General features: G+C 43.8%; 23 protein-coding genes. 14 read left to right on the top strand and 9 right to left on the bottom strand.

Annotated elements, in window-relative coordinates; genetic code table 11:
* Positions 1–134: 134 nt before the first annotated feature.
* The 3 genes from PRUTH_RS05585 to PRUTH_RS05575 all read right to left on the bottom strand — a co-directional run bounded on the left by PRUTH_RS05585 (position 135) and on the right by PRUTH_RS05575 (position 4,437).
* Positions 135–1,979, bottom strand: a complete 1,845-nt coding sequence (locus PRUTH_RS05585) for an ABC transporter ATP-binding protein (RefSeq protein ID WP_053911658.1) — start codon at positions 1,977–1,979, stop codon at positions 135–137.
* 115 nt (positions 1,980–2,094) lie between these two features.
* Positions 2,095–3,810: an AMP-binding protein gene (locus PRUTH_RS05580; protein ID WP_151172798.1), complete on the bottom strand. Its 1,716-nt coding sequence runs from the start codon at positions 3,808–3,810 to the stop codon at positions 2,095–2,097.
* 186 nt (positions 3,811–3,996) lie between these two features.
* Positions 3,997–4,437, bottom strand: coding sequence for a ferritin-like domain-containing protein (locus tag PRUTH_RS05575; RefSeq protein WP_022944192.1), 441 nt, complete (start codon positions 4,435–4,437; stop codon positions 3,997–3,999).
* Between the two features lie 287 nt (positions 4,438–4,724).
* On the opposite strand from PRUTH_RS05575, the gene PRUTH_RS05570 reads away from it, so the two are divergent.
* Positions 4,725–5,747 carry a DNA topoisomerase IB gene (locus PRUTH_RS05570; RefSeq protein WP_151172797.1) on the top strand — a complete coding sequence of 341 codons (1,023 nt, stop codon included), beginning with the start codon at positions 4,725–4,727 and terminating at the stop codon, positions 5,745–5,747.
* A gap of 40 nt (positions 5,748–5,787) precedes the next feature.
* Here the strand turns inward: PRUTH_RS05570 and PRUTH_RS05565 are convergent, their stop codons facing one another.
* Complete coding sequence (locus PRUTH_RS05565) at positions 5,788–6,228, bottom strand: DUF3010 family protein (RefSeq protein ID WP_151173706.1); 441 nt, start codon at positions 6,226–6,228, stop codon at positions 5,788–5,790.
* 246 nt (positions 6,229–6,474) lie between these two features.
* On the opposite strand from PRUTH_RS05565, the gene thrS reads away from it, so the two are divergent.
* The 4 genes from thrS (at position 6,475) to rplT (ending at position 9,790) form a co-directional block, all read left to right on the top strand.
* On the top strand, positions 6,475–8,385 hold the full coding sequence (gene thrS / locus PRUTH_RS05560) for a threonine--tRNA ligase (RefSeq protein WP_151172796.1): 1,911 nt from the start codon (positions 6,475–6,477) through the stop codon (positions 8,383–8,385).
* 60 nt (positions 8,386–8,445) lie between these two features.
* A complete protein-coding gene (infC, locus tag PRUTH_RS05555) occupies positions 8,446–9,006 on the top strand; it encodes a translation initiation factor IF-3 (protein ID WP_022944196.1) in 561 nt (186 codons plus the stop codon).
* 208 nt (positions 9,007–9,214) lie between these two features.
* Positions 9,215–9,415 carry a 50S ribosomal protein L35 gene (gene rpmI, locus PRUTH_RS05550; protein WP_022944197.1) on the top strand — a complete coding sequence of 67 codons (201 nt, stop codon included), beginning with the start codon at positions 9,215–9,217 and terminating at the stop codon, positions 9,413–9,415.
* 15 nt (positions 9,416–9,430) lie between these two features.
* On the top strand, positions 9,431–9,790 hold the full coding sequence (gene rplT / locus PRUTH_RS05545; RefSeq protein WP_022944198.1) for a 50S ribosomal protein L20: 360 nt from the start codon (positions 9,431–9,433) through the stop codon (positions 9,788–9,790).
* Between the two features lie 72 nt (positions 9,791–9,862).
* Here rplT and PRUTH_RS05540 read toward each other — a convergent pair whose 3' ends face one another.
* Positions 9,863–10,690: an SDR family oxidoreductase gene (locus PRUTH_RS05540; RefSeq protein WP_151172795.1), complete on the bottom strand. Its 828-nt coding sequence runs from the start codon at positions 10,688–10,690 to the stop codon at positions 9,863–9,865.
* Positions 10,691–10,809: 119 nt separating this feature from the next.
* Between PRUTH_RS05540 and PRUTH_RS05535 the strand changes: the two genes are divergently transcribed.
* From PRUTH_RS05535 to PRUTH_RS05510, 6 genes are all read left to right on the top strand, one after another.
* Positions 10,810–12,579: a M14 family metallopeptidase gene (locus PRUTH_RS05535; RefSeq protein ID WP_151172794.1), complete on the top strand. Its 1,770-nt coding sequence runs from the start codon at positions 10,810–10,812 to the stop codon at positions 12,577–12,579.
* Between the two features lie 4 nt (positions 12,580–12,583).
* Entirely contained in the window at positions 12,584–13,225 is a 642-nt protein-coding gene (locus PRUTH_RS05530) for an MBL fold metallo-hydrolase (RefSeq protein ID WP_151172793.1), read from the top strand.
* A gap of 68 nt (positions 13,226–13,293) precedes the next feature.
* On the top strand, positions 13,294–13,752 hold the full coding sequence (locus PRUTH_RS05525; RefSeq protein WP_022944202.1) for an Lrp/AsnC family transcriptional regulator: 459 nt from the start codon (positions 13,294–13,296) through the stop codon (positions 13,750–13,752).
* A gap of 110 nt (positions 13,753–13,862) precedes the next feature.
* Positions 13,863–15,419, top strand: a complete 1,557-nt coding sequence (locus PRUTH_RS05520) for a SulP family inorganic anion transporter (protein WP_045978789.1) — start codon at positions 13,863–13,865, stop codon at positions 15,417–15,419.
* A gap of 100 nt (positions 15,420–15,519) precedes the next feature.
* Positions 15,520–16,233 carry an SIMPL domain-containing protein gene (locus PRUTH_RS05515; RefSeq protein ID WP_162197067.1) on the top strand — a complete coding sequence of 238 codons (714 nt, stop codon included), beginning with the start codon at positions 15,520–15,522 and terminating at the stop codon, positions 16,231–16,233.
* Positions 16,234–16,384: 151 nt separating this feature from the next.
* Entirely contained in the window at positions 16,385–16,777 is a 393-nt protein-coding gene (locus PRUTH_RS05510; protein WP_151172792.1) for an MAPEG family protein, read from the top strand.
* Between the two features lie 39 nt (positions 16,778–16,816).
* Here the strand turns inward: PRUTH_RS05510 and PRUTH_RS05505 are convergent, their stop codons facing one another.
* Complete coding sequence (locus tag PRUTH_RS05505; RefSeq protein ID WP_151172791.1) at positions 16,817–17,050, bottom strand: hypothetical protein; 234 nt, start codon at positions 17,048–17,050, stop codon at positions 16,817–16,819.
* Positions 17,051–17,304: 254 nt separating this feature from the next.
* Here PRUTH_RS05505 and PRUTH_RS05500 point away from each other — a divergent pair, with 254 nt between their 5' ends.
* The 3 genes from PRUTH_RS05500 (at position 17,305) to proA (ending at position 24,333) form a co-directional block, all read left to right on the top strand.
* Positions 17,305–17,835: an excalibur calcium-binding domain-containing protein gene (locus tag PRUTH_RS05500; RefSeq protein WP_151172790.1), complete on the top strand. Its 531-nt coding sequence runs from the start codon at positions 17,305–17,307 to the stop codon at positions 17,833–17,835.
* Positions 17,836–17,988: 153 nt separating this feature from the next.
* Positions 17,989–18,201 carry a tyrosine-type recombinase/integrase gene (locus PRUTH_RS05495; protein WP_151172789.1) on the top strand — a complete coding sequence of 71 codons (213 nt, stop codon included), beginning with the start codon at positions 17,989–17,991 and terminating at the stop codon, positions 18,199–18,201.
* A gap of 321 nt (positions 18,202–18,522) precedes the next feature.
* Positions 18,523–24,333 (top strand): anti-phage protein ProA, encoded by a 5,811-nt coding sequence (gene proA, locus PRUTH_RS05490; RefSeq protein WP_151172788.1) that lies wholly within the window; start codon positions 18,523–18,525, stop codon positions 24,331–24,333.
* A 563-nt stretch (positions 24,334–24,896) separates the two neighbouring features.
* Here proA and PRUTH_RS05485 read toward each other — a convergent pair.
* The 3 genes from PRUTH_RS05485 to PRUTH_RS05475 all read right to left on the bottom strand — a co-directional run bounded on the left by PRUTH_RS05485 (position 24,897) and on the right by PRUTH_RS05475 (position 26,100).
* On the bottom strand, positions 24,897–25,304 hold the full coding sequence (locus tag PRUTH_RS05485) for a hypothetical protein (RefSeq protein ID WP_151172787.1): 408 nt from the start codon (positions 25,302–25,304) through the stop codon (positions 24,897–24,899).
* 235 nt (positions 25,305–25,539) lie between these two features.
* Entirely contained in the window at positions 25,540–25,728 is a 189-nt protein-coding gene (locus PRUTH_RS05480; RefSeq protein WP_151172786.1) for a hypothetical protein, read from the bottom strand.
* 93 nt (positions 25,729–25,821) lie between these two features.
* Positions 25,822–26,100 carry a hypothetical protein gene (locus tag PRUTH_RS05475; RefSeq protein WP_151172785.1) on the bottom strand — a complete coding sequence of 93 codons (279 nt, stop codon included), beginning with the start codon at positions 26,098–26,100 and terminating at the stop codon, positions 25,822–25,824.
* Positions 26,101–26,127: the final 27 nt, after the last annotated feature.

Genomic DNA, 26,127 nt, shown 5'->3' with positions numbered 1-26,127 from the left:
GGGTTCGTGACAGTCGGCTCGACTCCGTATCGCATTTTAGCCAACAATTACTTACCACTTAAGGCGGCGTAAATATTATTCCCTAGCGATATTCAAAGCGAGAAAAAAAGGGGCCTTATATGACCCCCTGTTTTTTAGTCTGTGCCTATAAAGCCACCGGTTTGATGGGCCCACAGTTGGGCGTAGATCCCCCCTTGGGCGATAAGCTCTTGGTGTGTGCCTTGCTCAACAATATGGCCTTTGTCCATCACCACCAAGCGATCCATTTGCGCTATGGTCGATAAGCGGTGGGCAATGGCAATAACGGTTTTATTTTCCATTAAGGTATCTAGGCTCGCTTGAATCGCTGCTTCTACCTCAGAGTCTAAAGCTGATGTGGCTTCATCGAGCACTAAAATAGGGGCGTCTTTTAACAGTACGCGAGCAATCGCGATACGCTGGCGCTGGCCACCTGATAGCTTGACGCCGCGCTCACCCACTTGCGCATCCAGTCCTTTGTTGCCATGACTGTCTTCCAGTTCACTAACAAAGTCCCATGCCTCAGCCTTTTTCGCAGCGGCGATGATTTGCTCATCCGTGGCATCGGCTAAGCCATAACCGATATTTTCGCGCACGCTACGATGCAGCAGCGCGGTGTCTTGTGACACCATAGCGATATGTTGGCGTAGGCTTTCCTGAGTCACCTGGTTTATCGGCGCATCATCAATACGAATGTGTCCTTGCTCAACATCATAAAAGCGCAATAACAGGTTAACTAAGGTTGATTTACCGGCGCCAGAGCGACCAACAACCCCAACTTTTTCACCTGCGCCAATGTTTAGGGATAGCCCATCGAGCACCGGTGGGTGTGACGGGGTAATTGGCTTGGCATAATTAAAGGTAATGTTATTAAAGTCGATGCGCCCATGGGTCACCTTCAGCGTGTTAGCATCCTCAGCGTCGGTTATGGTTATGGGTTTCGTTAAGGTGTTCATGCCATCGGCAACGGTACCGATATTTTCAAACAGGGCACTGACTTCCCACATGATCCACTGCGCCATGCCGTTAAGGCGAAGTGCTAAACTAACGGCGATGGCAATGGCGCCGACGCTGATTAAACTAATGGACCAAAGGTAAATCGATAACGCCGCAATCACCGCCACTAAACCATAGTTAAGCAGCTGCACGCTGACTTGTAACTTAGTGACTAGACGCATTTGCCGATATACCGGGTCTAAAAACAGCTCCATCGATTCACGGGCATATTGCTCCTCCCGCGATGAATGAGAGAAAAGTTTGATAGTGGCGATATTGGTGTAGCTATCAACAATACGGCCTGTCATTTGCGAGCGGGCTTCGGCTTGTTGCTCGGCGACCGCTTTCAGGCGCGGAATAAAATAACGCTGCACTGCAATATAACCTACAAGCCAGCCTAAAATTGGCATCATTAAGCGCCAATCTGCCTGGCCAACAAAGAACAGCATGGCGGAAAAATACACCACAATATACACCGCGACATCCAGTAGCTTGATGACGGTTTCCCTTACCGCCAACGACGTTTGCATCACCTTAGTGGCAATGCGCCCGGCAAAGTCATCGGCATAAAAGCTCACACTTTGGCGCAGTAGGTAACGGTGCGCCAACCAGCGGATGGCCATGGGGTAATTACCGAGCAAGCTTTGGTGGAGAACGGCTGAGTGAACAAACACTAAAATAGGCAACAGCACGATAGTGACCAAGCCCATAAACCAAAGCGTATCGGTTTCGGTGCTTAACAGCTGTTCCGGGGTTGTCTGTCCAAGCCAGTCAACGAGTTGACCCATAAAGCTAAATAGCGAAACTTCAACAATGGCTAATAAGGCGGCGCTGATTGACATCACCGCCAGAGGCCAGCCCATGCCTTGGGTGTAATAACGGCAAAAAGCCCATAATCCCTTGGGTGGCGCGGTAGTTGTGCGCTCGGGAAAAGGGGCGGTTAGTTTTTCGAAAAAGGAAAGCATAGCACCACACATAACTAACTGATTTAAGGCGTCAGTGTAGCGATTTTGCGGCGTAAAACCTAGCGCAACAAGTGTGCTAATTTTGCACCACTGTGATGACTATGCCGACACCTAGTTACGCGCTTTGTGCTTGCTCATTGAGCTCTGCAAGCATCATTTCGCGCATTTTAAACTTTTGTAATTTCCCGGTGACCGTCATCGGGTATTCCTCGACGATACGAATATACTTAGGCACTTTAAAATAGGCGAGTTGATCTTTTAGGTAGGCCCGAATTTGCGGCTCATCAATATCGCGGTTGTCCTTTGCTTTGAGCCACAAGCATACTTGCTCGCCAAATTTATCATCGGGGATACCAAAGACCGCCGCATCACTGACAGCGTCGTGCAAATACAGCACTTCTTCTATTTCGCGCGGATAAATGTTCTCGCCACCACGAATGATCATATCTTTAATACGGCCAACGATGGTCACGTAACCTTGCTCATCCATGACCCCTAAATTGCCAGAGTGTAGCCAGCCCTCAGCGTCGATAGTGGCGTTAGTTTTCGCTTCATCGCCCCAATAGCCTTGCATAACACAGTAGCCGCGAGCACAAATTTCACCTGGGCTACCAATGGCAGCGATTTGGCCGCGTTCATCAATAATTTTAATTTCTGTGTGCGCCATCGCTCGGCCCACGGTTTGCACTTGTTTGTCAATTGGCGCGTCAGTTTGGGTAATATGGTTGATGGGGCTGCACTCGGTTTGGCCGTAACCAATCACCACTTCGCGCATATGAAAATCACTGTGTACTTTGCGCATCAATTCTTGCGGGCAGGTGCTTCCAGCCATGACTCCGGTGCGTAAGGTGCTGAGATCGTACTGCTTAAAGTCGGGGTGTTCTAATTGCGCAATAAACATCGTCGGTACGCCATGGAGCGCCGTACAGCGCTCTTGCTCAATGCAACTTAGGGTGCTGATTGCATCGAACGAGGGGGCTGGAAATATCGCACAGGCACCGCTGGCCAAACACACTAGATTGCCCAGCACCATGCCAAAGCAATGGTACAGGGGCACCGGAATACACAACCTGTCTTTGTCATTAAAGTGCATTGCTTGGGCAACCAGCAAACCGTTGTTTAAAATATTGCGGTGCGAGAGCGTGGCGCCTTTGGGGTTTCCGGTTGTGCCCGAGGTAAATTGAATATTAATGGCGTCATCAGGTCGAAGTTGCGCTTCAATAACCCGCATTTGCTGGTAGTGCGCATCCTCGCCCAGTTGTCGAACCGACTTAAATGATGTCATGCCGGCAAAAGGTTGCTCTGAGAGAATAATAACTTGCTCTAAAGTGGGCAGCGCTTGCAGGGTGGTTTTGCTACCGTCTTTTAATTCCGGTGCAAGCTGGTAGATCATGTCAACGTAGTTTGATGCTTTAAATTGCTCGGCCATCACCAGGTATTTTACACCCACATTGTTAATGGCAAAGGCCAATTCATGAGGGCGATAGGCGGGGTTAATGCACACCATAATGGCGCCAATTTTGGCGCTTGCGAATTGCACCAAGGACCATTCAATATTGTTGGGTGACCAAATGCCAACCCGATCCCCTGGCTGCACACCTAGAGCGAGTAAGCCCGCAGCGAGGCGCTCTATTTCCCGTAAATACTGGCGGTAAGTCCAACGGATCCCTTGATGGCGCACTACAATCGCCTCATTGTCTGGGTGTTTGTCGACAATATAATCAAGATGCTCGGCGATGGTTCGCTCGCTAAGCGGCGTTGAAAATGAGCCGTGGTACTGGCTCAACGTTAACGGTAGTGAAGGGGAGTGATTGTCTTGTTGTTGCGGCATTGACTGCCTCCTTGCCCGGATAGATGTTGTCATTTTAGGTTTTTCAACACCTAATCAAGCACAGAGTGTCGACACTTTCCATTATTTTGAGGTGGTTTCTGTTGGAATTAGACTAAAGGTTTAGTTTTTGTCGACATAAAAAAGCGGGCCATGGGCCCGCTACATCGTCTTGGGGAGAGAAATAATTTAGCTCGTTGCTTCTTGCAGTGCCTTCATTTTATCGTGGCAAATTTGCATGCGTTCACGAAGCTGAGAAAGAACTTGTGCGCACTGAGGTGGCTGTGACTCTTCTAGTGCATCGTCGAACTCTTCAAGCACTTTATCTTCAACCTCTTCAAGGTGTTTGATGTACGTATGTTCTTCGTTGCTCTTAATCGCGCTCATCACCTTAGTGTAGGTTTTACGTACATCTACCAGGGTGTCTGAGCCGGTTTCAATTTCGCCTTGCTCTTCAATGGCAAAGGGTTGCAAGTCGGTCACCGCTTTGTGCTTTTCATCGATCATGTTTTGGAACACGGTACGTACATCATTACTATCAATGTTGTCTTTGGCATCGGAGTAAAAATCAATGCCACCCTTTAGTACTTTGATAATGTCTGTGATTTTCTCTGAACGTTGCATTGTCATAATTGTGCTCCTTCAATTTTGAATTCGATTTAATAGGAGCAATGCTTGTGCCAAATCGAGGGAATGTATAAAAATCATTATTAAACAATGTTTTATCTTTATATTCGAACGCTTGAAATGTGTAAGCCAACGCCTTTTTCATGGGCAACTATGAAAGCTTTTCAATCGCAGGCGGTAAAAACGTCATAGTCGTACAACCAACAAAACGTATTATTTTTTACCTTTCACAGTGCGCCAGGTGAAGATGTGCTGCGTAGTAGCTATTATCGGAAAAAGAAGGAAGAAGAATGGATTGTAACGTTGCCCCAAGCTCAACCTACCACGAGTGTAATACCCTTACGACAACGCGTCGTAAACGGGGAAAAGGATTTGAATACTTCCATCTTGATAAGGAAAAGATAACCAGTCGTGCTTACTTAAAACGAATGCGAGAGTTGGTTGTGCCTCCTATGTGGCGTGATGTACGTATTAGCGCTTGCCAGTACAATAAGGTGCAGGCCGTTGGCGTTGATGGCAAAGGAAAGCGACAATACATTTACCACGCCCATTGGCAATTGGCGCAACAGCAAAAAAAATTTGCCAAGTTAGGTGAATTCGCTGCTCAGCTTCCAGATGCGCGAGGGCAATGCTTATCCTTATTGGCAGAACCTGATTGGACGAAAGACAAAGTGTGCGCGCTTGGGTGCGCAATCTTAGACCTTACCGCGATTCGTGTAGGCAATAATAATTATTACAAAGCCAATGAAACTTGTGGGTTAACCACGCTTCGACGCAAGCATGTGGATATTAAAGACGATCATGTACAATTTAGCTTTAAAGGTAAACACGCAAAACACCGAGAGGTGCGCATCGACGATACTGAGCTTGCTGAATTAGTGGCTTCAAGTGCAGAGCAACAAGGGTATAGCTTGCTACGTTATTATCAACAAGGCCAATGGCATGACCTGCAAAGTGATGATATTAACGAATTTATCCACCGTGTTTTTGGCGGCCACTTTAGTGCCAAAGATTATCGCACCTGGGCGGGGACGCGAATGGCGGTGCGCTTTGCCCACGTAGCCGCAGAGCAAGTACAGGCGCACCCAAGGCGCAAATTTAAGTCTCAGCTGGTTAAACTCGTTGCTAAGCAATTAGGCAATACCGCGAACATTTGCGAACAGTATTATATTCACCCGAAGGTGTTAGAACACCTCAGCGAACACTATGAAAATGAACACCCGTTTGCGCATTTTGACGCGACACCGCGCTCTTTGGCAGGGGAGTTAGACATGGATGAGAGGCATGCGTTAGCGATTATTACTGGGCGATGACGTAACAGGCCATTTCTGCGGCCTGTTACTATCGGGGGGATTACTGCTTAGCGTAAGTGCGCAGCATAATATCGACATACGCCGTCATAAAGGCTTGCTCTTGAAACTTCTTCAGCCCCGTATCAGCAAACTCAATAGGTAATGGGTTGCGCTTAAGCTGTTCTTTCATCTCTGTGGCACTAATAATGTGCACATCTAAGTTAGTTATCAGCTGCAGTGCCGCTTCCATTTTAAAGCCAACCGCGCCGCCGGCGAACTTACCTTTATGAGGTCGCGCTTTGATGGCGATAGCATCCACTTGGTAATCTTCCATCAGCTTTTTAAAGTCGCGATGAAACTTTTGGATTTCTTCAGTATCGTTAGCATCGCTTAAAACAAAACGTGTTTGGCGCACATCACGGATGTCAAACACACCATTTTCTTTACTTAGAAGGCATAGTAAAACTTCACTGCCTTTTATTTCTACGCCGCAAGTATGCATAGTCAAATATCACCTTTTTTATCAATGGCATTAGTATATCAGAAGCGCATACAAAATTTGTTAAGAAAATTATCAGACGAGCCTTGTATTTACCTCTATAGCGCGCCAAAATAGCGCCTTGCTCACGCTTTGTGGGCGGCAGTATCATCGCAATGCTTGTTGGTATAAGCGTTGATTAGACTTATTAAATAGACAAATAAATACACGTGGCGCGGCGTAGGTGTCACCACTGTACAAGGATTAAACATGCCAGTAATTACTCTTCCTGACGGCAGTCAGCGTTCATTTGAAAACCCTGTTTCCACGCTAGACGTAGCACAAGACATCGGCCCAGGCCTTGCCAAAGCGACCATCGCTGGGCGTGTTAACGGTGAGCGTGTTGACGCCTGTGATTTAATCAGCGAAGACGCACGGTTAGAGATCATCACCGCAAAAGATGAAGACGGTTTAGAAATTATCCGTCACTCCTGTGCGCACCTTATCGGCCACGCCATTAAGCAATTGTATCCTGATGCAAAAATGGCCATTGGTCCAACTATCGACAACGGCTTTTATTATGATGTCGATATGGAGCACTCGCTGACGCAAGAAGATTTAGAAGCGCTTGAAAAGCGTATGAAAGAACTTGCGAAAACCAAATATGACGTGGTTAAGAAGACCGTGAGCTGGCAACAGGCCCGCGACACGTTTGAACAACGTGGCGAACCTTATAAAGTTGAAATCTTGGACGAGAATATCGCTAAAGATGACCGTCTTGGTTTATACCACCACGAAGAGTACGTGGATATGTGTCGTGGCCCACACGTACCGAATATGAGCTTTTGTCAGCACTTTAAATTGATGAAAGTAGCAGGTGCATACTGGCGTGGCGACTCTGACAATAAAATGTTGCAGCGTATTTATGGCACCGCATGGGGTGATAAAAAGCAACTTAAAGGCTACTTGCAGCGCTTAGAAGAAGCGGAAAAGCGCGATCACCGTAAAATTGGTAAAGCCCTAGATTTATGGCACTGGCAAGAAGAAGCGCCAGGTATGGTGTTTTGGCACAATGATGGTTGGAGCATTTACCGCGAGCTCGAAGAGTTTGTTCGCGAAAAACTGCGCGAATATGACTATGAAGAGGTAAAAGGGCCGCTAATGATGGACCGTGGACTGTGGGAAAAATCAGGCCACTGGGACAAATACGGCGATGCCATGTTCACCACGGAGTCAGAGAAACGTGAGTATGCTATTAAACCAATGAACTGTCCTGGTCACGTGCAGATTTTCAACCAAGGTTTGAAATCTTACCGTGATTTGCCTTTGCGTATGGCCGAGTTTGGTTGTTGTCACCGTAACGAGCCATCGGGCGCGTTGCACGGTTTGATGCGCGTACGTGGCTTTACTCAAGATGATGCTCATGTTTTCTGTACAGAAGAGCAAATCTTGCAAGAAGTGAAGGCGTGTATCGATATGGTTTACGACACTTATTCGACCTTTGGTTTTGAAAAGATTGTTGTAAAGCTTTCTACACGCCCAGAAAAGCGCATCGGTGAAGATGAACTGTGGGATAAAGCCGAGAAAGCCTTGGCGCAAGCATTGAGCGATAAAGACATTGAATTTGAATACCTACCAGGTGAAGGTGCCTTCTATGGTCCGAAAATTGAATTTACTTTGTATGATTGCTTAGAGCGAGCGTGGCAGTGTGGTACAGTACAGCTAGACTTTATGTTACCAGGACGTCTTGGCGCAACTTATGTGGCTGAGAACAATGAGCGTCGCACTCCGGTGATGATTCACCGTGCTATTCTGGGTTCAATCGAACGCTTTATCGGTATTTTGACCGAAGAATACGCAGGGCTGTTCCCAACCTGGCTTGCTCCTAAGCAGGTGGTGATTATGAATATCACTGACAAACAGTCTGATTATGTGCACGAAGTTGTACAAAAATTGAATAAACTGGGTATTCGCGCCGCAGCCGACTTGAGAAATGAGAAAATTGGCTTTAAAATTCGCGAACATACTTTAAAACGTATTCCTTACTTGCTAGTTGTTGGTGACAAAGAAGTAGAGCAGCAAGAAGTGGCAGTAAGAACACGTACAGGTGAAGACCTAGGTAAATTTAAAGTCGATGACTTTATCACTAAAATCACAAATGAAATTAAAACAAGACAGTAATTTGTGATCGAAAGGGTGTATCAAACAGTATCGAATACACCCTTTTAGTTTTTAATATTCTTGGAGGAACGTACCATTAGAGGCGGAAAAAAGGGCCAACAACAGGTCCAAAAAAATCGTATTAACGAAGATATTACGGCAAAAGAAGTTCGACTAATTGACTTTGAAGGTGAACAAGCAGGCATCGTGTCCCTGAGTGAAGCTCAGTCAATGGCGGATGAGGCGGGTGTCGATCTAGTAGAGATCAGCCCAAATGCTGAACCCCCCGTTTGTAAGGTAATGGACTACGGTAAGTTCCTTTTTGAAAAAAGCAAAGCGCAAAAAGAACAGAAGAAGAAGCAAAAGCAAATTCAGGTTAAGGAAGTTAAGTTCCGCCCTGGTACAGACATTGGTGACTACCAAGTTAAGCTTCGCAATCTAACCAAGTTCTTAGAAGCTGGCGATAAGGCAAAAGTAACGATCCGTTTCCGTGGTCGTGAAATGGCCCACCAAGAAATTGGTATCGAGCTTTTGAATCGCATTAAAGATGATCTGCAAGAGTTGGCACAGGTCGAGTCATTCCCGAAAAAAGTGGAAGGCCGCCAAATGATCATGATGCTAGCGCCGGTGGCTAAAAAATAGTATACTCCGCGCGTTTAACGAATTAGTGCAGGTTTACAAGCCAGATGACTTATTTTCTAAGGCAGTGGCACCTGTATCTATCCGGTTGAAGTAGGGCGCTTTTTTAAGCGCTCTCACCGGTTTTGGGAGTAAGTTGGGCCAAAAAAGTGTTTGTGAACTCAAACCGCCTGCTTGCTAAATTTAAGCAATATCAATTGGAGTTATTGCAATGGCTTATAAGCTAAAAACACACCGTGGCGCCGCTAAGCGCTTCAAGAAAACTGCTTCTGGTGGTTTCAAGCGTAAACAAGCGCACCTTCGTCACATTCTGACCAAGAAAACCTCTAAGCGTAAGCTTCACCTACGTCCTAAGCTAATGGTTCACAAGAACGATCACGGCTTAGTTTCTCGTATGTTACCATTCGCTTAATAGGGGTATAGAATAATGGCAAGAGTAAAACGCGGTACTATCGCGCGCGCACGTCACAAGAAAGTTTTAAAGCAAGCTAAAGGTTACTACGGTGCACGTTCACGTGTTTACCGCGTAGCTTTCCAAGCGGTTACTAAAGCGGGTCAATACGCTTACCGTGACCGTCGTGCGAAGAAACGTACTTTCCGTCAACTATGGATTGCACGTATCAACGCAGCAGCTCGTCAAAATGGTTTGTCTTACAGCCGTTTCATCAACGGTCTTAAGAAGACTTCTGTAGAAATCGATCGTAAGATCCTTGCAGATATCGCTGTTTATGACCAAACTGCATTCGCAGCATTAGTAGCTAAAGCGAAAGAAGGTCTTTCAGCTTAATCTACCTGTGTTAGCAGAAGAAAGGAGCCTTTTGGCTCCTTTTTTAATGCCTGAAAGTCACGTCTATAGCCATTAGCGCGACTTGGTAAGCACCCAGTCAAGCCAGCTGCTTGGTAAAATACGTTTAAGAAAACCGAATAGATAGGTGGGCGTGGTAACACAGTAACGAGCCTGCGGGCGTTGCGATTCTAACGCATGCACCAAGCGTTTATAAACCGCTTCAGGTCCAAGGGTAAAAGGCTGAGGGCCACTGGTGGATTCCAACCGCCGCTGCTGCGCTAAATAATTATCTCGGTGCGCACTTTTTTCGATATCAATGCCTGAGGTTAAAAATGCGTGCAGTGCATTATCACGAAAGCGCGAACTGATCGGCCCAGGCTCAATCAAAGAAATATATACGCCGGAACCTTGTAGCTCTAAGCGCAAGGTATCTGTTAATCCCTCCAAAGCAAATTTACTGGCATTATAAGCGCCGCGATAGGGCAAGGTGACTAACCCCAACACCGATGAATTTTGAATGATACGGCCATGACCTTGTTGGCGCATCTTTTTACATACTAATTGGGTAAGGTGATGCCAGCCGAAAACATTGGTCTCAAATTGCCGGCGCAGCGCCGCCACGGGTAAATCTTCCACAGCGCCAGGTTGGCCATAAGCGCCATTATTGAACAAGGCGTCTAGTTTACCGCCGCTAAAAGCCAGGGCATCGGCTAGCCCTTGTTCAATGGAGTCAGTATCGGTGTAATCAAGCTGCACGCAGGTGATGCCTTGCTCGTTGAGAGCACGTACGTCGTCTACATTGCGACAACTAGCGATCACTTGGTAACCGCGCTTTTGCAGTTGTTTAGCGCAGTAATAGCCTATGCCGCTAGAGCAGCCGGTGATAAGAATGGTTTTCATAATTTGCACTCAGTGCCAACGTCATAGCGAAAAACTACCATTTCGTCGCAATCCTGACCACCTTTAAAGCCCCCTTGTTATACTCAAATACAGCAAAACAACAACAAAAAGAGCGTATTATGTTTACCAGCTTGTTATTAGCCACGGCCCTAGCCGCTGATGCCCACTTGCCCAAACTGATCCCTTGGCAAGGCCAAAGCGAAGCGTTGATGCAGCAACAAGGCGTATTAACCACGGCGTTTGAACACTCCGGGGGAATGATCTCTCCCGACTATCAAGCGACGATGACCTATTTAAAGCGTTTACAACAGGCTAACCCGACGCAGTTCAGCCTAGTTAAAATAGGCCAAAGTGACGCTGGCCGTGATATCAATATGCTGGTTGCCAGCGAGCAAGGAAATAATAGCGCGGCGCACATTGCTAATAGCGACAAACCCACGTTATTGATTCAAGCGGGTATTCACAGTGGTGAAATTGACGGTAAAGACGCAGGCTTTATGTTGTTACGAGACATTGCCACCGGTAAACGATTGGATATCTTAAAAAGCGTTAACCTACTGTTTATACCGATTTTAAACGTCGACGGTCACGAGCGTGCCAGTGCCTATAATCGCATCAACCAGCGCGGTCCTGCTGTTATGGGTTTTCGAACCAATGGTCAAAACCTCAATTTAAACCGTGATTTCACTAAGCTTGATACCCCTGGTGTGCGCGCATTAGCTGAGGTTGTTAATCAGTATCAACCTAGTCTGTACCTCGATATTCATGTTACCGATGGCGCAGATTACCAATACGATATTACCTATGGTTATGCGCCAACATTCGCCAGCGCCACACCAAAAGTGACAGCCGCGATGGATCAATGGATAGCGCCTGTCATTGACCAGAAACTTGAAAAAATGGGCCATATTCCAGGGCCTTTAGTGTTCGTCATGGATAAAATGGATTTTGCGAAAGGCCTTGCTGGGTGGGTAGCTGGACCTCGCTATTCAAATGGTTGGGGCGAGTTACGCCATTTACCCACCATTTTGGTAGAAAACCATTCGCTTAAGCCCTATAAACAACGGGTATTGGGGACTTATGTGCTCATTGACGGCGCTATCACGGCCTTGACCCGACATGGTGACGATATAAACGCGGCCGTGGCACAGTCTAAAGCGCAGCAGCAAGAACGCCTCGTTGTTGAACGCAGCTATGCCAAAGAGCCTGATACCATTGCCTTTAAGGGGATTGCCTATGATTACTACGAAAGCACTGCAACGGGTGCTAAAGAAGTACGTTATTTAGGCAAACCTAAGCATTATGATGCGTTACCCATATTCTGGCAAAAGGAGATAAAAACCGAGGTTGATGTGCCCAAGGCTTTCTATATTCCACGCCAGTATACTGATGTGATCGCGACTTTAAAAATGCAGGGAATTGAAATTGAGGCTGTTACAGAAAAGTTCGAGCTGCCACTCACACAAGGGCGTATCGTCAATCACCAGTTCGCTGAAGCACCATTTGAGGGGCGCTTTCGCGTTAGTGCAGAGTTTGATTACAGCACGGCGAAAACAACAGTAAATCAACAGTGGCTGAAGGTTAGCACGACACAACCCTTAGGGCTTTTGGCTACACATATGCTGCACCCAGAGGCGCCAGACTCATTGTTCCAGTGGGGCTTCTTCCACAGTATTTTTCAACGCACTGAGTATGTTGAGAACTATGCACTCGCTCCATATGCGCAGCAAATGCTTGAGTCAAACCCGGATATCGCCGAGCGTTACAACGCCAAACTTGAAGATGAAGACTTTGCAAACGACAGTGATGCTCGCAGAGCTTGGCTTTATGCGCAAACACCGTATTATGATCAGCATTATTTGCACTACCCAATATTAATGCAGTTTTAAACTTATGAAAATTACCACCATTCCTGTTACTCCCTTTATGCAAAATTGCCGCATATTGCAATGCGCACAAAGTGGTCAGGCCGCTATTATCGACCCCGGTGGCGATAGTGATAAAATCATCCGTGCGTTAACACAGCGCGGTATTGAGCCCAGTGTAATTTGGTTAACTCATGGCCATTTAGATCATGTTGGTGCAGCGGATACATTGCGCAAACATTACCAAATCGACATTGTTGGCCCGCAACGAGATGAGCAGTTTTGGTTTGATGCCTTGGCGCAGCAGGCTCAGATGTTTGGCTTTGCGCCGCAAGTGCCTTTTTTGCCCGACACCTGGCTCGAGCACGGGCAAACCATAAGTTTAGGTGAGCAGCAATTTGAAGTACGCCATTGCCCAGGACATACGCCAGGGCACGTGATTTTTGTTTGTCATAGTCATAAGCTTGCTATAGTTGGCGATGTGATTTTTAAAGGTTCAATAGGGCGGACGGACTTTCCTAAAGGCGATGGCCCGACATTAATCGCTTCTATCAAACGAGAGGTGCTTAGCCTAGATGATGACTATCGATTGCTTAGCGGTCATGGTGAAGAGACCTCGGTAGGACAAGAGCGTCATAAAAACCCGTTTATTAGCGGAAAATTCGGTTAAAAAGTACAGACGAAAACCCTTGCGTTATGTATAATTTTACCTAATTCATAATCAAAAAAGAAAAATCAATGTCATTAAACCAAGTTGACCGTCAGATCTTGGCATTGCTTCAACAGGATGCCAGTTTATCGACCGCCGAAATAGCCGATCAAGTCGGCCTTTCCCAATCACCATGTTGGCGCCGTATTGCACGTCTCGAGCAGGAGGGCTATATCAAAGGCAAAGTGGCCTTGCTAGATGAGAAGCAGCTTGGCTTCGATATGCTTGTATACGCCCATGTACGTTTGTCTAACCACGGCCGAGACCAGCTCGCAGATTTTGAAAAGCTGATAATGAGCTATGATGAAGTCACTGAATGCTACACCATGGCGGGTACCATGGACTTTATGTTGCGTATTATCTCCAAAGGCATTGAAGGCTATGAGCAGTTCGTTCGAGACCACTTATTAAGCCTTCCCTATGTGCAAGAAGTACATTCGAATGTGACTATGACCTGTGTTAAGCGCTCCACCGCACTGCCACTGTAAAAGTGGCAGTAAGCCAGCCTTCAGCTTTTTACTCAATTGTTAATTTCTCGGTATTTTGCTAGACTCTGCGGCCTTTTCGAAGAGCTCTGCCTAACGTACACGAGGAATGAATGTTTAACTTATTAAGCAAAGCCCCAAGCTCTGCTAAAAACGATATATTGTCTGGATTGACGGTGGCCCTAGCGCTGGTCCCCGAAGCCGTTGCCTTTGCTTTTGTAGCCCAAGTAGACCCTCTGGTTGGTTTATACGCTGCCTTTATTGTTGGCCTAATAACTTCTTTATTAGGCGGCCGCCCGGGCATGATATCTGGCGCCACCGGTGCCCTTGCTGTTGTCATGACCTCCCTCGTCGTGACCCATGGGGTAGAGTACCTGTTTGCCACGGTGGTGTTGATGGGCATACTGCAAATTCTCGCTGGGGTATTTAAACTTGGTAAGTTCATTCGAATGGTGCCGCACCCTGTGATGTTGGGGTTTGTAAACGGCTTGGCCATTGTTATCTTTCTCGCTCAACTTGGCCAATTTAAAGTACTTGGCGACGATGGCCAAATGCAGTGGATGCAAGGCGAAATGATGGCTACCATGCTGGGCCTGGTTGCTTTGACCATGGCTATCATTCACTTTTTACCTAAACTAACCACTGCTATTCCCTCAAGTTTGGCAGCGATTGTTGTGGTGACGGGTTTAGTTTTAGGGTTAGATTTAGAAGCCCGCACGGTTATCGACTTTGTTAAAGATATGACCGGTGATGCCAGCGCCACAATCGCCGGTGGTTTGCCTGAGTTCCATATTCCTCAAGTGCCGCTCAACTGGGAAACATTCCAAATCATCCTGCCATACGCCGTGATTCTTGCCGCCATTGGTCTAATCGAATCGTTACTAACGCTTACGCTTATTGACGAAATCACAGACACCCGTGGTCAAAGTAATAAAGAATGCATGGGCCAGGGCGCAGCTAACTTGACTTGTGGTTTCTTTGGCGCGATGGGTGGCTGTGCCATGATTGGCCAATCAATGATTAATATCAACTCAGGTGGCCGCAGTCGTTTATCCGGTGTGACAGCTGCTCTGATGCTACTGGCCTTCATTTTGTTTGCCGCAAGCTATATTGAGATGGTGCCTTTGGCGGCACTGGTTGGCGTTATGTTTATGGTGGTTATAGGCACTTTTGAATGGTCAAGTTTCCGCATTATGCGCAAAGTACCTAAATCTGACGCCTTCGTTATCTTTTTAGTCAGTGCCGTAACTGTGGCCACAGACTTAGCCATTGCGGTCTGCGTGGGTATTATTGTCTCTGCGCTAGTGTTTGCTTGGCAGCATGCCAAACATATTTACACCGAAAGCTACATTGATGAAGAAGGGTCAAAAGTATATGAGCTACATGGACCTTTGTTCTTTGGCTCAGTGAAAAACTTTATTGAGTTATTTGATGTTAAGAATGACCCTAAAGATGTCATTGTAGAATTCAAGCATAGCCGAGTTGCCGATCACAGTGCCATTGAAGCTATAGATAACCTCGCCGAGAAATACACCAAGCAAGGTAAAACCTTACACCTACGTCATGTTAGCCCTGACTGTAAGCAACTACTGCATAAAGCGCGCGATTTAGTCGAGATCAATGTTATCGAAGACCCCAAATACCGCGTTGCTTCCGATAAACTCGGATAACATTTAATAACAGGCCAGCGTCATGCTGGCCTTTTTTATTCAGGCACAATTAACGTTTTCACCCTAAACTGGATAGCATTATTTGCTAATGGGTAAAAACATGAAAAAGCTTATTTCTCTAATACTTACATCAGGCATCGCATTCGGCGCTCATGCCGCCAGTATCCCTGATGAACCTCACGTTCAAGTTACTGGTGTAGGGGAAGTGTGGGCCACTCCCGACAAGGTCACGTTGAATGTCAGTGTCAATGAACACAGCAAGGATGTTGTTGCGGCAAAGAAAGCGGCCGATGACAAACTTGCGGCCATGATTCTGGCGTTAAAAGAGCAGGGAGTTGCCAGCAAAGATATTCACGCTAGCCAACTGAATGTGCGCAGCAAAACGCGTTATAACCGCGATACTCAAACCAACGAATTTGACGGTTATGAAGTTAGTCGTAACCTCAGCATTATTTTGCGCAATATTGATAGCTATGCGCAAACTCTGCAAGGCCTTATTCAGCAAGGAGCAAATCAAGTAGGGCAGTCACAATTTGGTTTAACCAATCATGATGAGCTTTTTAGCCAAGCGCAGCAAAAAGCATTCAAAGATGCAAATGCCAAAGCTAGTACCTACGCAGAAGGTTTCAACGCCCGCATTGAAAAAGTCTATAGTATCAGTGCCCAACAAGACTACGCGCGTCCAATGCCCCAGGTCGAGGCCATGATGGTACGAGCTGATAGCGCCGGTAGCGCGAAAGTGGAAGATGCTTATAACATCGGTGAAATCAAAGTCACTGCGAAGGTGAACGCAGTGTTTTTGCTCGAGGACTAAGGGTATAGAAATTATCATGATGCAGTCATGATATCGAAACGACCTCTCCAACTGCCGGCGGCTAAACGCATTTTGTTTACCGTCGGCACTTTTCTTTTTACTCCAAGCCCTGTAAGTTCTTACTCAAATTTTGATTTGTTAAGGGGTTAGGGTGATAGTTTCAATTTACGCTGCAATTTTAGCGCTGGTTTACGTGCAGTTGAGTATGTATGTTATTAAAGCACGGCGCAAAGCTCAAAAATCCATAGGTACAGGCGAAGATGAAGGCTTAATACGCGCTATTCGCGCACACGGAAACTTCATTGAGTATGTGCCATTTGCACTGATTCTACTTTTTCTCAATGAGTATCAAGGCTTAGCGAGTCATTATTGCCACCTATTTGGTGCCGCCTTAGTATTAGGGAGGTTACTGCACGCAAGCAATATCGCCCAAAGCAATGAGCAGCTTAAGATTCGCGTGGTGAGCATGGTGCTGACATTCTCTGTCATCGTTTTATTGGCGATTAGCTTACTGCTCGATGCGACGTTAGGGCTCTATTTATAAAGCCCTGATTATTTTGTTATTTTAACCTAACGAAAATGGCTATTTCTTTTTCTCAAAATCACCATGGGTAGGGTTCGGGTTGCATTTTTTTTGCAGCTCGGTTTTACCCACATTCTCTGGCTTGTCTGAGCTATAAAAGGTCATACGATAACTTTGCTCAACCTCACCAGAGCAGTTTGCTTGCTCTAGCATAGCTTGTTCAAATGACTGCTGTTGTTCAGGGGATGCGCAGCCTGCCAGTGCTGCTGTTAAGATGATGATTGCGTACTTCATTGACTTCTCCTTAATGCCCACACTGTTAAAATTTTGAGTATACGTGCGGTAACTCGGGTAATTTTTATATCCAAAGCGTTCGTTTGCAACGCAAAAAGTGTAACTATTTAAAACAAGTGCCGACAAAGACTGAGGAATTATAGCTAAACCTTTTCCGTAATGATTGTTAGGGGATTGATTCAACGAGTAATTTATAGATTTTCTTGGTAATTATTTGTAATATCGCAGCTTTATTTGCTAACAAGGACGAGCACATGTATCGCGGTAAGCTAGTCAATTGGAATGACGATAAAGGGTTCGGTTTCATCAGCGCAGCAGAGCTTTCATCAAATACCTTTATTCACATTTCAACGCTTAAGCACATGAGTCGACCGCCAAAACAAGGCGACTATATTTACTTTGAAGTTGAAAGGCATGAAGGGAAAACGCGCGCTACAAATGCTCGTATAGAGGGAGTTGCCGCGAAGAAATTCAAAACCTCAAAAAGCACCAACAAGCCCGGTGCGAATAAGCTAGTGCCTGTATTAGTGGTTGGGGTTATGTCGGTTCTATTATTTAACTATTTAGATTTTACCGAACAAGTCGGCAGTCCAAGGGCTATTCAACAAATCCCAGACACCGCATTCGACACCACGCCACGACAAACATTCAAGTGTGATGGGCGCCAGTACTGTAGCCAAATGAGATCGCGAGAAGAAGCTGTGTTTTTCATTCGAAATTGTCCGAATACAAAAATGGACGGTGATAACGATGGCAACCCTTGTGAGAGTGACTCAAGGTTTTAAAAGGTAAATGCCTAGCCTAGCTACAAGCTTCTAACGATGAACCGTAATGAACGCTTTGCTCTGTACGAGGGTAAGATTGATGGGTTCAAAGCGAAAGAGGCTTGTCTGTGTCATACATTAGTGGTGATTCTCGTGAGAACTCTCTCCTAGTATGTGAAACTAGCAGGGGTTGATCGTACTGGCGCGTGCCTCCTTTATCGACATTCGACAGCAACCGAGATGCTGGAAAAGGATGCGGATATTAGACATGAGCAGGAGTTACTTGGGCGCGCAGATATATCGACCACTCAAATATATACCCATGTTGGCAGAGCTAAATTATTAGCAAACAATTTTTTGCCCATTATTAGGGTGTTTACTGAATAAATACTCAGGCTCATTATTGTCAAGAAACGAGCTAGAACGACCGTATGTTTTGGCTCAAAGTTAACCTTTGTGGCTCATATTTTGAATGTTTTTGAGGCAGAAACTACGTATATTCAAGTTATACCTTTTTCTGGAAGAGTCGTTGTATTAGTCACTTCTTTGCAAAACAATTTTAAGCCACTCAGCTCTGTAGGTTAACCAGAAACTTTGTGACATAGATTAAATGTATGCCGCCCGTTTCTTGACCAATCATAATGTTCTAGTTACATTGGTTAAAACTACTATTGCTACATAAGCAAGAGCAAAGGGTTACAATCTCTCATGGAAGAAGTTAATAAGCAAAACCAAGGCAATATTGAATTAGAAGTTGATGTGATTTCTACTTTTTCACTAGCTGCACAGCAAAATTCATATTCAGTTTTGCATAATATCCAAATCATTGTGCCGGAATGTTACGACAAACCAGTCCTAAGTAATTTAAAATTAAGATTGAATGCTATTGAAGGTTGGTTAGACTCCTCTGAGTGGCTTATTGATGAAGTGATTGCTGGACAGTCAGTTAAATTACCAGTCAAAGAACTTAAATTTCCTTTTGAAACACTTTTTGGCCTGACCGAAGAAGTTCTTCTAGGGCTTAAATTTGAGCTATTGGATGATGAAAACCTTCTCTTGTGCAGTAGTGAGCATAAAGTGAGTATTCTCCCTGCCAATTTTTGGGGTGGAGAGAGTCGTCAGCCAGATTTACTAGCTGCTTTTGTAAAGCCAAATGGTTTATACGTAGAATCTATAGTTAGAAAAGTTGCTTTACTCTTAGAAAGTAGTGGTCATGGACGCTCAGTAGATGGATATCAGTCGAACACTAGAGAAAAGCCATATTTGATGCTTGCTGCGCTTTGGAATGTCATTTTTCAAGAAAAGTTAGCATATGTTAGCCCTCCTCAAGGCTTCGCAAAAACTGGCCAACGTATTCGTCTAGCTGCGGATATCAGCCAATCTAAAATGGCCGCTTGTTTAGATTCTTCTGTCTTATTCGCAAGTTGTATAGAAGCTATGGGTCTAAATCCTGTGGTGGCTATCACTAGTGGGCATGCTTTTGCTGGTGCTTGGTTAATTGATGAAAAGTTGCCAATTCTTTGTAATGATGATCCGCAGGATATAAGAAAGCGCGTGGATAACCGAGATTTAGTCTTGTTTGAAACAACGCTCGTAACAAATGCTTCTCCTGTTACATTTGAACAAGCAAAAGATCATGCCAGAAATTTACTTGACGAGGATAAAGAAGAAGAGTTCGTAATGGTTTTAGATATTGGCCAAGCACGAGCTCAGTCAATTAAGCCGTTATCAACTATAGAAGAGGCTAAAGCTGAAACTGAATCAGTAGATGAAACTGTTAATCTTACTTTACCTGAGGTTCCTCCTTTACCTCCCGTTCGTGCTGAAGAGCGTATTGTCGAAGAAAGCCCTGAAACACGCATCGACTCATGGTGCCGAAAGCTTCTTGATTTAACTAAGAGAAATAAACTTTTAAATTTCAATGATAAGTCGGTATCTATAAAGTTATATTGTCCTGATATAGCTAATATGGAAGATATGTTGGCGGATGGGACAAAGTTTAAATTCTTATCAACTCAAGAAAGTCCATATTTTGATTCTGAACGAGACAGTGAGCTATTTCGTTTTCAAACCGGCTCGGAAATACATAAAGAGTACGCTCTTAATCAGTTAAATAATAAAGTTTTATTAGCTAATCAGCCTCCTAAAAGAGTAGAAAAAAATGCTATCGAGCTGTTTCGAAAAGCTAAAAATGATTTAGAAGAAAGTGGTTCAAATACACTTTTCTTAGCACTGGGGTTCCTTAAGTGGAAAGAGAACCCAGAGGATACCCGAAGCTTTAAAGCCCCATTAATTCTTATTCCAGTTAGCCTCACTCGAAAAAGTGCTCGAGCTCCCATTTATGTTGAGCAATTACAAGGTGAGGAAGCAATCTTTAATCTTACTTTGATCGAGTTTTTGCTATCTGAACACGATATCAACTTAAATGTATTTAAAGATGAGCTGCCTGAAGATGAAAGTGGGATAGATGTCCCATTTATTTGGAGTCAGGTAAGGCAGGCTGTCAGTGAGCAAAAGGGATTTGAGGTAGTTGAGGAATTAGTTTTATCTTCATTTTCATTTGCAAAATATTTGATGTGGAAAGATCTAAGAGACAGATTGGATGACTTAAAAGAAAATCGATTTGTTCAGCACTTAGTTGAAAGTCCAAAAGATGCTTATATTCAATCTGCTCAGTTTGTTGAACAACATCAAGTTGATGAGGCTATAGACCCTGCTGAAGTGTTTACGCCTCTTAATTGTGATAGTTCGCAATTAGTTGCTGTTGATGCTTCAGCAAAAGAGCAAGACTTTGTACTTGAAGGACCTCCGGGGACAGGTAAATCCGAAACAATAGCTAACATTATCGCTCATAATATCGGTAAGGGGCGAAAGGTTTTATTTGTAGCTGAAAAAATGGCTGCATTGAATGTAGTATACAAGCGATTGCAAAAAGTAGATTTGGACCATCTATGTTTAGAGCTTCACAGTAATAAAGCGAACAAAAAGGTCGTTTTAGAGCAATTAGCTCAGGCTTGGCAATCAAGAGAGGGATTAAATCCTAATACGTGGTCTATGCATGTTTCTGAGCTAAAGGATAAAAAAGATAAGTTAAATGATTATGTGAGAGAGCTACATAAAAAATCACAGTCAGGAGTATCCGTTCGAGACGCAATATCAAGGCTTGCTCTTCATAAGGGGAAAGTCAAACTTAACTTAAATTGGCCATTAGATTTAAGTGCAGATAAAACCTTAAAAAGTGACTTGAACACACTAAATGAAATCGTTTTGCAGCTTAAAATTGCCTTTGAAGATATTCAAGAACTCGACTTTGCTAGCTTCTCTTATATAAATGCTACAGCATGGTCAAATGTTTGGCAAAGCCAGCTAATAAATAAAGTTGAAGCTTGGTTAATTGACTTTGAAAGTATTACAGATAAATTCCAATCGGCTCTTGCTACCCTAGGCATCGATGCAGCTGAGCTGAACAACAAGAATTTCTTGGCCTTGAATTCATTTTATGAATTAAAAGAACTTGTGAAGTACCGTGATATAACTTTTGTCTTACAATCAGGCTTTAACGAACGATTTGAGCTTATAGAGAACTTAGCGCTCAAAAAAGAAAAGTTAGATGAGCTTATTAGCAAGCTAGGTAGCAATATTGAAGTTAGTCAGCTATTGAAAGCTCCAATAAGCAGGTGGTATTCAGAATATGAAGCTGCAAATAGTAGTTTGCTCAAATCTCTATTTGCTAAGTGGAAAGTTAATAAACAAGCACATGAGTTTGGGTTTAGGAAGTTTAGTGATCTTTCAATTTTAGCTGAGCTATTAGAAGCAAAGCAGCTTGCCGATGAAATTTCTGAAACTAATGGTGAACTTGAAGGGTTAGGTATTTGGAAAGGTTGGTTAACAACTTCGAAAGACTTAATAGCTTCCGTGGAGTTCGGAAGAAAAGTAAAAGCTAAGTTAAATAGCGCTCTTTCGTTATGTAATGACCCAACAGAAGCTTTAATAGTAATTAAAAAGCAATTTGTTGACGGCAGAGATTTTATTGAAAACTCTCAACTAGAGGCTAAATTAGATGATTTCGCCTCTAGTTATAAAGAATTTGAACAGGCGCACAATAACTTACTCGATTTCAATATTACAGATACTTCAAGTTTAAATTTAACTGAATTAAGTCAAGCCTTAAGTCTAATAAAAAACAATCAAGCGAAACTTAAAAGCTGGTGTGAATGGGTTAACGCCAAAGATCAAGCTAATAGCGTTGGTTTAGAGTCTGTTGAGCAGGCATTGAGCCAAGGTGTTATCCCACCTTCAGAATTACTAGAACAATTTGAACTAGCTTATTTTTCTTGGCTTGCACCTCTTTTGATTGATGACAGTGTAATTTTAAGAGAATTTAAGGCTTCAACACATGAAGCGACTATAGAAGCATTCCGTAAATTAGATGAAAAAGTAGCTGAAGTAACAAGTGATTACATTATTGCTCTGGCTTCAAGTCGAGTGCCAACTACTGAAATCAAAGATGCTAAAAACGACCGTCACTTCGGAGTTTTGTCGAAAGAGATCCAGAAGAAAACTCGTCATATCCCAATTAGAGCTTTGGTTAAAGAGCTTGGTGAGTCATTGCTGGATCTTACTCCATGTATGATGATGTCACCGTTATCTGTTGCTCAATTTCTACCATCAGACTTTAAAGGATTTGACCTAGTTGTGTTTGATGAAGCATCTCAAATGACAACATGGGATTCTGTCGGCTCAATTGCCAGAGGGCGCAATGTAATTATTGTTGGTGATCCTAAACAAATGCCTCCAACCAACTTCTTCGCGGCCGGTACTTCCGATGCCCCAGATGAAGAAGATCTTGAATCTATTTTAGATCAAGCTCTAGCTGCTCGATTACCGCTAAAAAGGTTGATGGGTCACTACCGAAGCAAACATGAGACTCTAATTGCATTCTCAAACAGCAAGTACTACGAAAACTCATTAATAACTTACCCATCATCAGAGACAAAAGAGTCAGCTGTTTCTTTACATCGGGTTAATGGCCTTTATGCAAAGGGCAAGGGTCGGAACAATATCAAAGAAGCACAGGCTGTTGTAAACGAAATCACTAAGCGATTGCTCAACAAGCAGCAACAGACATTGTCAATTGGTGTCGTTACTTTAAACACAGAGCAGCAACGCACTATTGAAGACTTACTCGATGATGCTAGAAGGAATAACCCAAAAATTGAAAAGTATTTTCATGAAGCAGAAACTAAAGAGCCTGTTTTTGTTAAAAACTTAGAGTCAGTTCAAGGTGACGAGCGAGATATCATAATGCTTAGTTTAGGTTATGGTCCTACTGAGCCAGAAGCGAAAACGATGAGTATGAACTTCGGTCCATTAAACAAACAGGGTGGGGAGCGAAGGCTTAATGTTGCCATTACGAGAGCAACGACAGAAGTCGTAATTTTCAGTAGTTTTGACTCTTCAATGATTGACTTGAGCCGCACATCTTCAACTGCTATTGAACATTTAAAACATTATTTAGAGTTTGCTGAAAGAGGGCCAATTTCACTAGCGGAAAGTACTTCGGCTCGTTACGGAGTGGATCAGTTTGATAGTGATTTTGAACAAGCCGTTGCAAACGAATTACGCAACATGGGTTGGAAGGTCCAAACACAGGTTGGTGTCAGTAAGTTCAGAGTTGATTTAGGGATTCTTCATCCTGATAAACCCGGATGCTACATTGCAGGTGTCGAATGCGATGGTGCTACATATCACGGCTCACCGGCAGCTAGAGATAGAGATCGTGTAAGACAAATAATACTTGAAAGTTTAGGTTGGAATATCGTTAGGCTCTGGTCTACGGATTATTTTGTAGATTCAGAAACCGCACTTAAAAAGTTAGATTCAAAGTTAAATGAAATACTTGCTACTGAGAGAGAAAAGGATAGCTTGTTAGAAGCAGAAGCAGAAGCAGAAGCAGAAGCAGAGGTTCTAAAAACGGCTGCTAATACTAATTACAAAACATCTTCAGCCCAACATGAAACATCTCTTGTATCAAATAATCAACAGCTCACCAGTAATGTGCTTGATGCAAGCAACTACTTTAAAGAAGAGTATAGGCCACGATTAACCGAAATCGCACAAGAAACATTGAAAGAAAGGCCCGGTATCACATTACATACTTTGGCATTGGAGATTGCTAACTTACATGGCTTAACACGCACTAGCAAAAAGCAAGCTGATTACATTTATGAGCTTTTAAAACCATGGGCAGGAATTAAAGAGAATCCGGGCTTCTCGCCAACAGTTTGGTTATCGCCAGAAGATACTTGCGAGTTAATACATTGGCGAGGTGTGAACGCGTTTGGGTATGAGAGAAACTGGAAAGAGCTTGCTTTTGAAGAAGCTCTGGGCTTAGCAACTTTTGCTAAAACTAATAATAGCTCAAACCCTGTAGAAGAGATGTGCTCTGAACTGGGCTTAAAAAGAAAGCATGAAACTACTATTAAGCAATTTGAGCAGTGGCTCTCGCTTGTCGAATAAGTTTTACTTTTCTTCAGTGGATGCTTTATTTCAAAAGGAGTTTTTGAATAATTGAATGATAAAGCACTAGAGTTAAGTTACGCAACTAGCAGACAAAGAAGAAATTTACTACTTTTAACTTCCGTTGCTTTGATACTAACCAGTCATGCAATTCAACCAGGAAATTGAAGGAAAGTCTTGTTTCAAGGCTGTTTTAAATAGTAGTGGAATGATGTAAACGTTTTAAATCAAAGCCTCGTACTCACGGGGCTTTGTTTTTTTGCTTTGGAGTTGTCCTCAAGGCTGGATGACCGGCAAAATGAAAAATCAGTTTGGTGACAAATTCGTTTCAAGGTGAAAAAAGCCGAGGCGGAAGAGGTTGCCTTTGGACAAACTCTAGCTGCAACATAAAATAAACAATAAAGTCACATTTCAGAATAAGAGGTCATTCTGAGTTCTTATGAGAATCACCACATTAACTAGACGAATTGATGTTGGTTAAATAGGTTTAAACTCTATTTAACATAATCTAATTAGTGCAGTCTGAAGTTTATATAAAAACTCCAGACTGCTTTATATTGTTTTTATCCTACTTTACTTTGGACAAAAACAAGTAAATCGAGCAGTTTATCTTGAACTTCGTTGAGCTCTTTAGTGTTATCAACCTTTTCCTTGAGTTTATTATATTCTTCTCGGTATTTTTCTGCCGCCCATTTCTTTCGATGATAAAAAGCAATGTCACCAGCAGATATAATGCCATAAGGTGAAATTAAACTGTTATCCGAGTCAATATAAAAAAATTTCCAAGGGCCTTCGTCTGGTAGGTAGCCTCGAGCGATGATTGACGCTAATTTTTTGACTGGGATAGGGGCGTTGCCATTTTTTCGATAAGATTTGTATGTCTTTAAGCTAACCCCAAGAGTGTGAGCACCCTTTTTATGGTCAAGAGAGAAGGATTTGTTTAGGTTAGCGATGAATTCATTGTCATACATGACGTTACTCCTTTATTAAACATCGCGCCGTTTGTTACATGTCATTGTTTTAACTTCTTTATTTTGCGTTGCCTGAAGGTTTGGAAGGGCTTGGCAAGGGAGCGCGCTAGCGCTCGGGGGTTGGTTTCTTCAAATTAAGAATAGGTCGCCAAGAGGCGAGCTGCGGCCGAGAACCTAAGCGAAGTTACTCACCAAAAACATGCGGCCTACATGAACGGGTAGCGATACCCGTTCATCATGTAACCTTAGCCATTTTGCCAGTCTTTAAAGAACGGGCCATGTAGGGTACATGGTCTGGGTGTTCTTTAAGATAATCTATCATTTGCATAATCTCGATTTCAGCATGAGCCGGAACCCAGTAAGTTTTCTTTGTTAGACCTTTGTTACGTTGTGCTTGTTCATAGCGCTGGTTACGTGTCGGCATAGTGTCACCAGTGACATAGGGTTATATTTAGAATTGATTATTAGGTAATCGCGTTAGTGTGTACGCGCCCCAAAAAAGGGGCGAGCGCACACACTAACCACTTGTTGTATTGTCGATTAGATTCGGGTTAGCCATTTCATCTGGCATGCACGTTATACGTTGCCTTTTACCTTCAATTTCTACTTCGGCCACACAGTCACCAAGCTTTCTAACTTTATAGCTCATTGGGTAGTAAGTATCGCCTTGGCCATCGGCAAAGTTCATTTGTATACCTTTGGTTGTTAAGTGCCAGCCAGCAATATAAATTGTGTCGTCCTTAACCTTCTTACGTTCTTTGCCAACTAGGAGTTTGCCGTAGGATGAGAGATCCATTTCCTCGTTTTGATCTGTCCACTTCCC

It is taken from the genome of Pseudoalteromonas ruthenica, from assembly GCF_008808095.1.
GTDB lineage: Bacteria > Pseudomonadota > Gammaproteobacteria > Enterobacterales > Alteromonadaceae > Pseudoalteromonas > Pseudoalteromonas ruthenica.
Note: the sequence above shows the minus strand (reverse complement) of the source record. Positions and strands in the feature narration are given on the sequence as shown.

What these genes read in the sequence shown, in the direction of transcription:
- PRUTH_RS05515 (WP_162197067.1), top strand. Translation starts at nt 15,520, where the DNA reads ATGAAAAAGCTTATTTCTCTAATACTTACATCAGGCATCGCATTCGGC.
- PRUTH_RS05480 (WP_151172786.1), bottom strand. Translation starts at nt 25,728, where the DNA reads ATGCCGACACGTAACCAGCGCTATGAACAAGCACAACGTAACAAAGGT.
- proA (WP_151172788.1), top strand. Translation starts at nt 18,523, where the DNA reads ATGGAAGAAGTTAATAAGCAAAACCAAGGCAATATTGAATTAGAAGTT.
- PRUTH_RS05575 (WP_022944192.1), bottom strand. Translation starts at nt 4,437, where the DNA reads ATGACAATGCAACGTTCAGAGAAAATCACAGACATTATCAAAGTACTA.
- PRUTH_RS05580 (WP_151172798.1), bottom strand. Translation starts at nt 3,810, where the DNA reads ATGCCGCAACAACAAGACAATCACTCCCCTTCACTACCGTTAACGTTG.
- PRUTH_RS05535 (WP_151172794.1), top strand. Translation starts at nt 10,810, where the DNA reads ATGTTTACCAGCTTGTTATTAGCCACGGCCCTAGCCGCTGATGCCCAC.
- rplT (WP_022944198.1), top strand. Translation starts at nt 9,431, where the DNA reads ATGGCAAGAGTAAAACGCGGTACTATCGCGCGCGCACGTCACAAGAAA.
- PRUTH_RS05530 (WP_151172793.1), top strand. Translation starts at nt 12,584, where the DNA reads ATGAAAATTACCACCATTCCTGTTACTCCCTTTATGCAAAATTGCCGC.
- PRUTH_RS05500 (WP_151172790.1), top strand. Translation starts at nt 17,305, where the DNA reads ATGTATCGCGGTAAGCTAGTCAATTGGAATGACGATAAAGGGTTCGGT.
- PRUTH_RS05585 (WP_053911658.1), bottom strand. Translation starts at nt 1,979, where the DNA reads ATGCTTTCCTTTTTCGAAAAACTAACCGCCCCTTTTCCCGAGCGCACA.
- PRUTH_RS05525 (WP_022944202.1), top strand. Translation starts at nt 13,294, where the DNA reads ATGTCATTAAACCAAGTTGACCGTCAGATCTTGGCATTGCTTCAACAG.
- PRUTH_RS05475 (WP_151172785.1), bottom strand. Translation starts at nt 26,100, where the DNA reads ATGGATCTCTCATCCTACGGCAAACTCCTAGTTGGCAAAGAACGTAAG.
- PRUTH_RS05565 (WP_151173706.1), bottom strand. Translation starts at nt 6,228, where the DNA reads ATGCATACTTGCGGCGTAGAAATAAAAGGCAGTGAAGTTTTACTATGC.
- PRUTH_RS05540 (WP_151172795.1), bottom strand. Translation starts at nt 10,690, where the DNA reads ATGAAAACCATTCTTATCACCGGCTGCTCTAGCGGCATAGGCTATTAC.
- PRUTH_RS05485 (WP_151172787.1), bottom strand. Translation starts at nt 25,304, where the DNA reads ATGTATGACAATGAATTCATCGCTAACCTAAACAAATCCTTCTCTCTT.
- thrS (WP_151172796.1), top strand. Translation starts at nt 6,475, where the DNA reads ATGCCAGTAATTACTCTTCCTGACGGCAGTCAGCGTTCATTTGAAAAC.
- PRUTH_RS05520 (WP_045978789.1), top strand. Translation starts at nt 13,863, where the DNA reads ATGTTTAACTTATTAAGCAAAGCCCCAAGCTCTGCTAAAAACGATATA.
- PRUTH_RS05570 (WP_151172797.1), top strand. Translation starts at nt 4,725, where the DNA reads ATGGATTGTAACGTTGCCCCAAGCTCAACCTACCACGAGTGTAATACC.
- rpmI (WP_022944197.1), top strand. Translation starts at nt 9,215, where the DNA reads ATGGCTTATAAGCTAAAAACACACCGTGGCGCCGCTAAGCGCTTCAAG.
- PRUTH_RS05505 (WP_151172791.1), bottom strand. Translation starts at nt 17,050, where the DNA reads ATGAAGTACGCAATCATCATCTTAACAGCAGCACTGGCAGGCTGCGCA.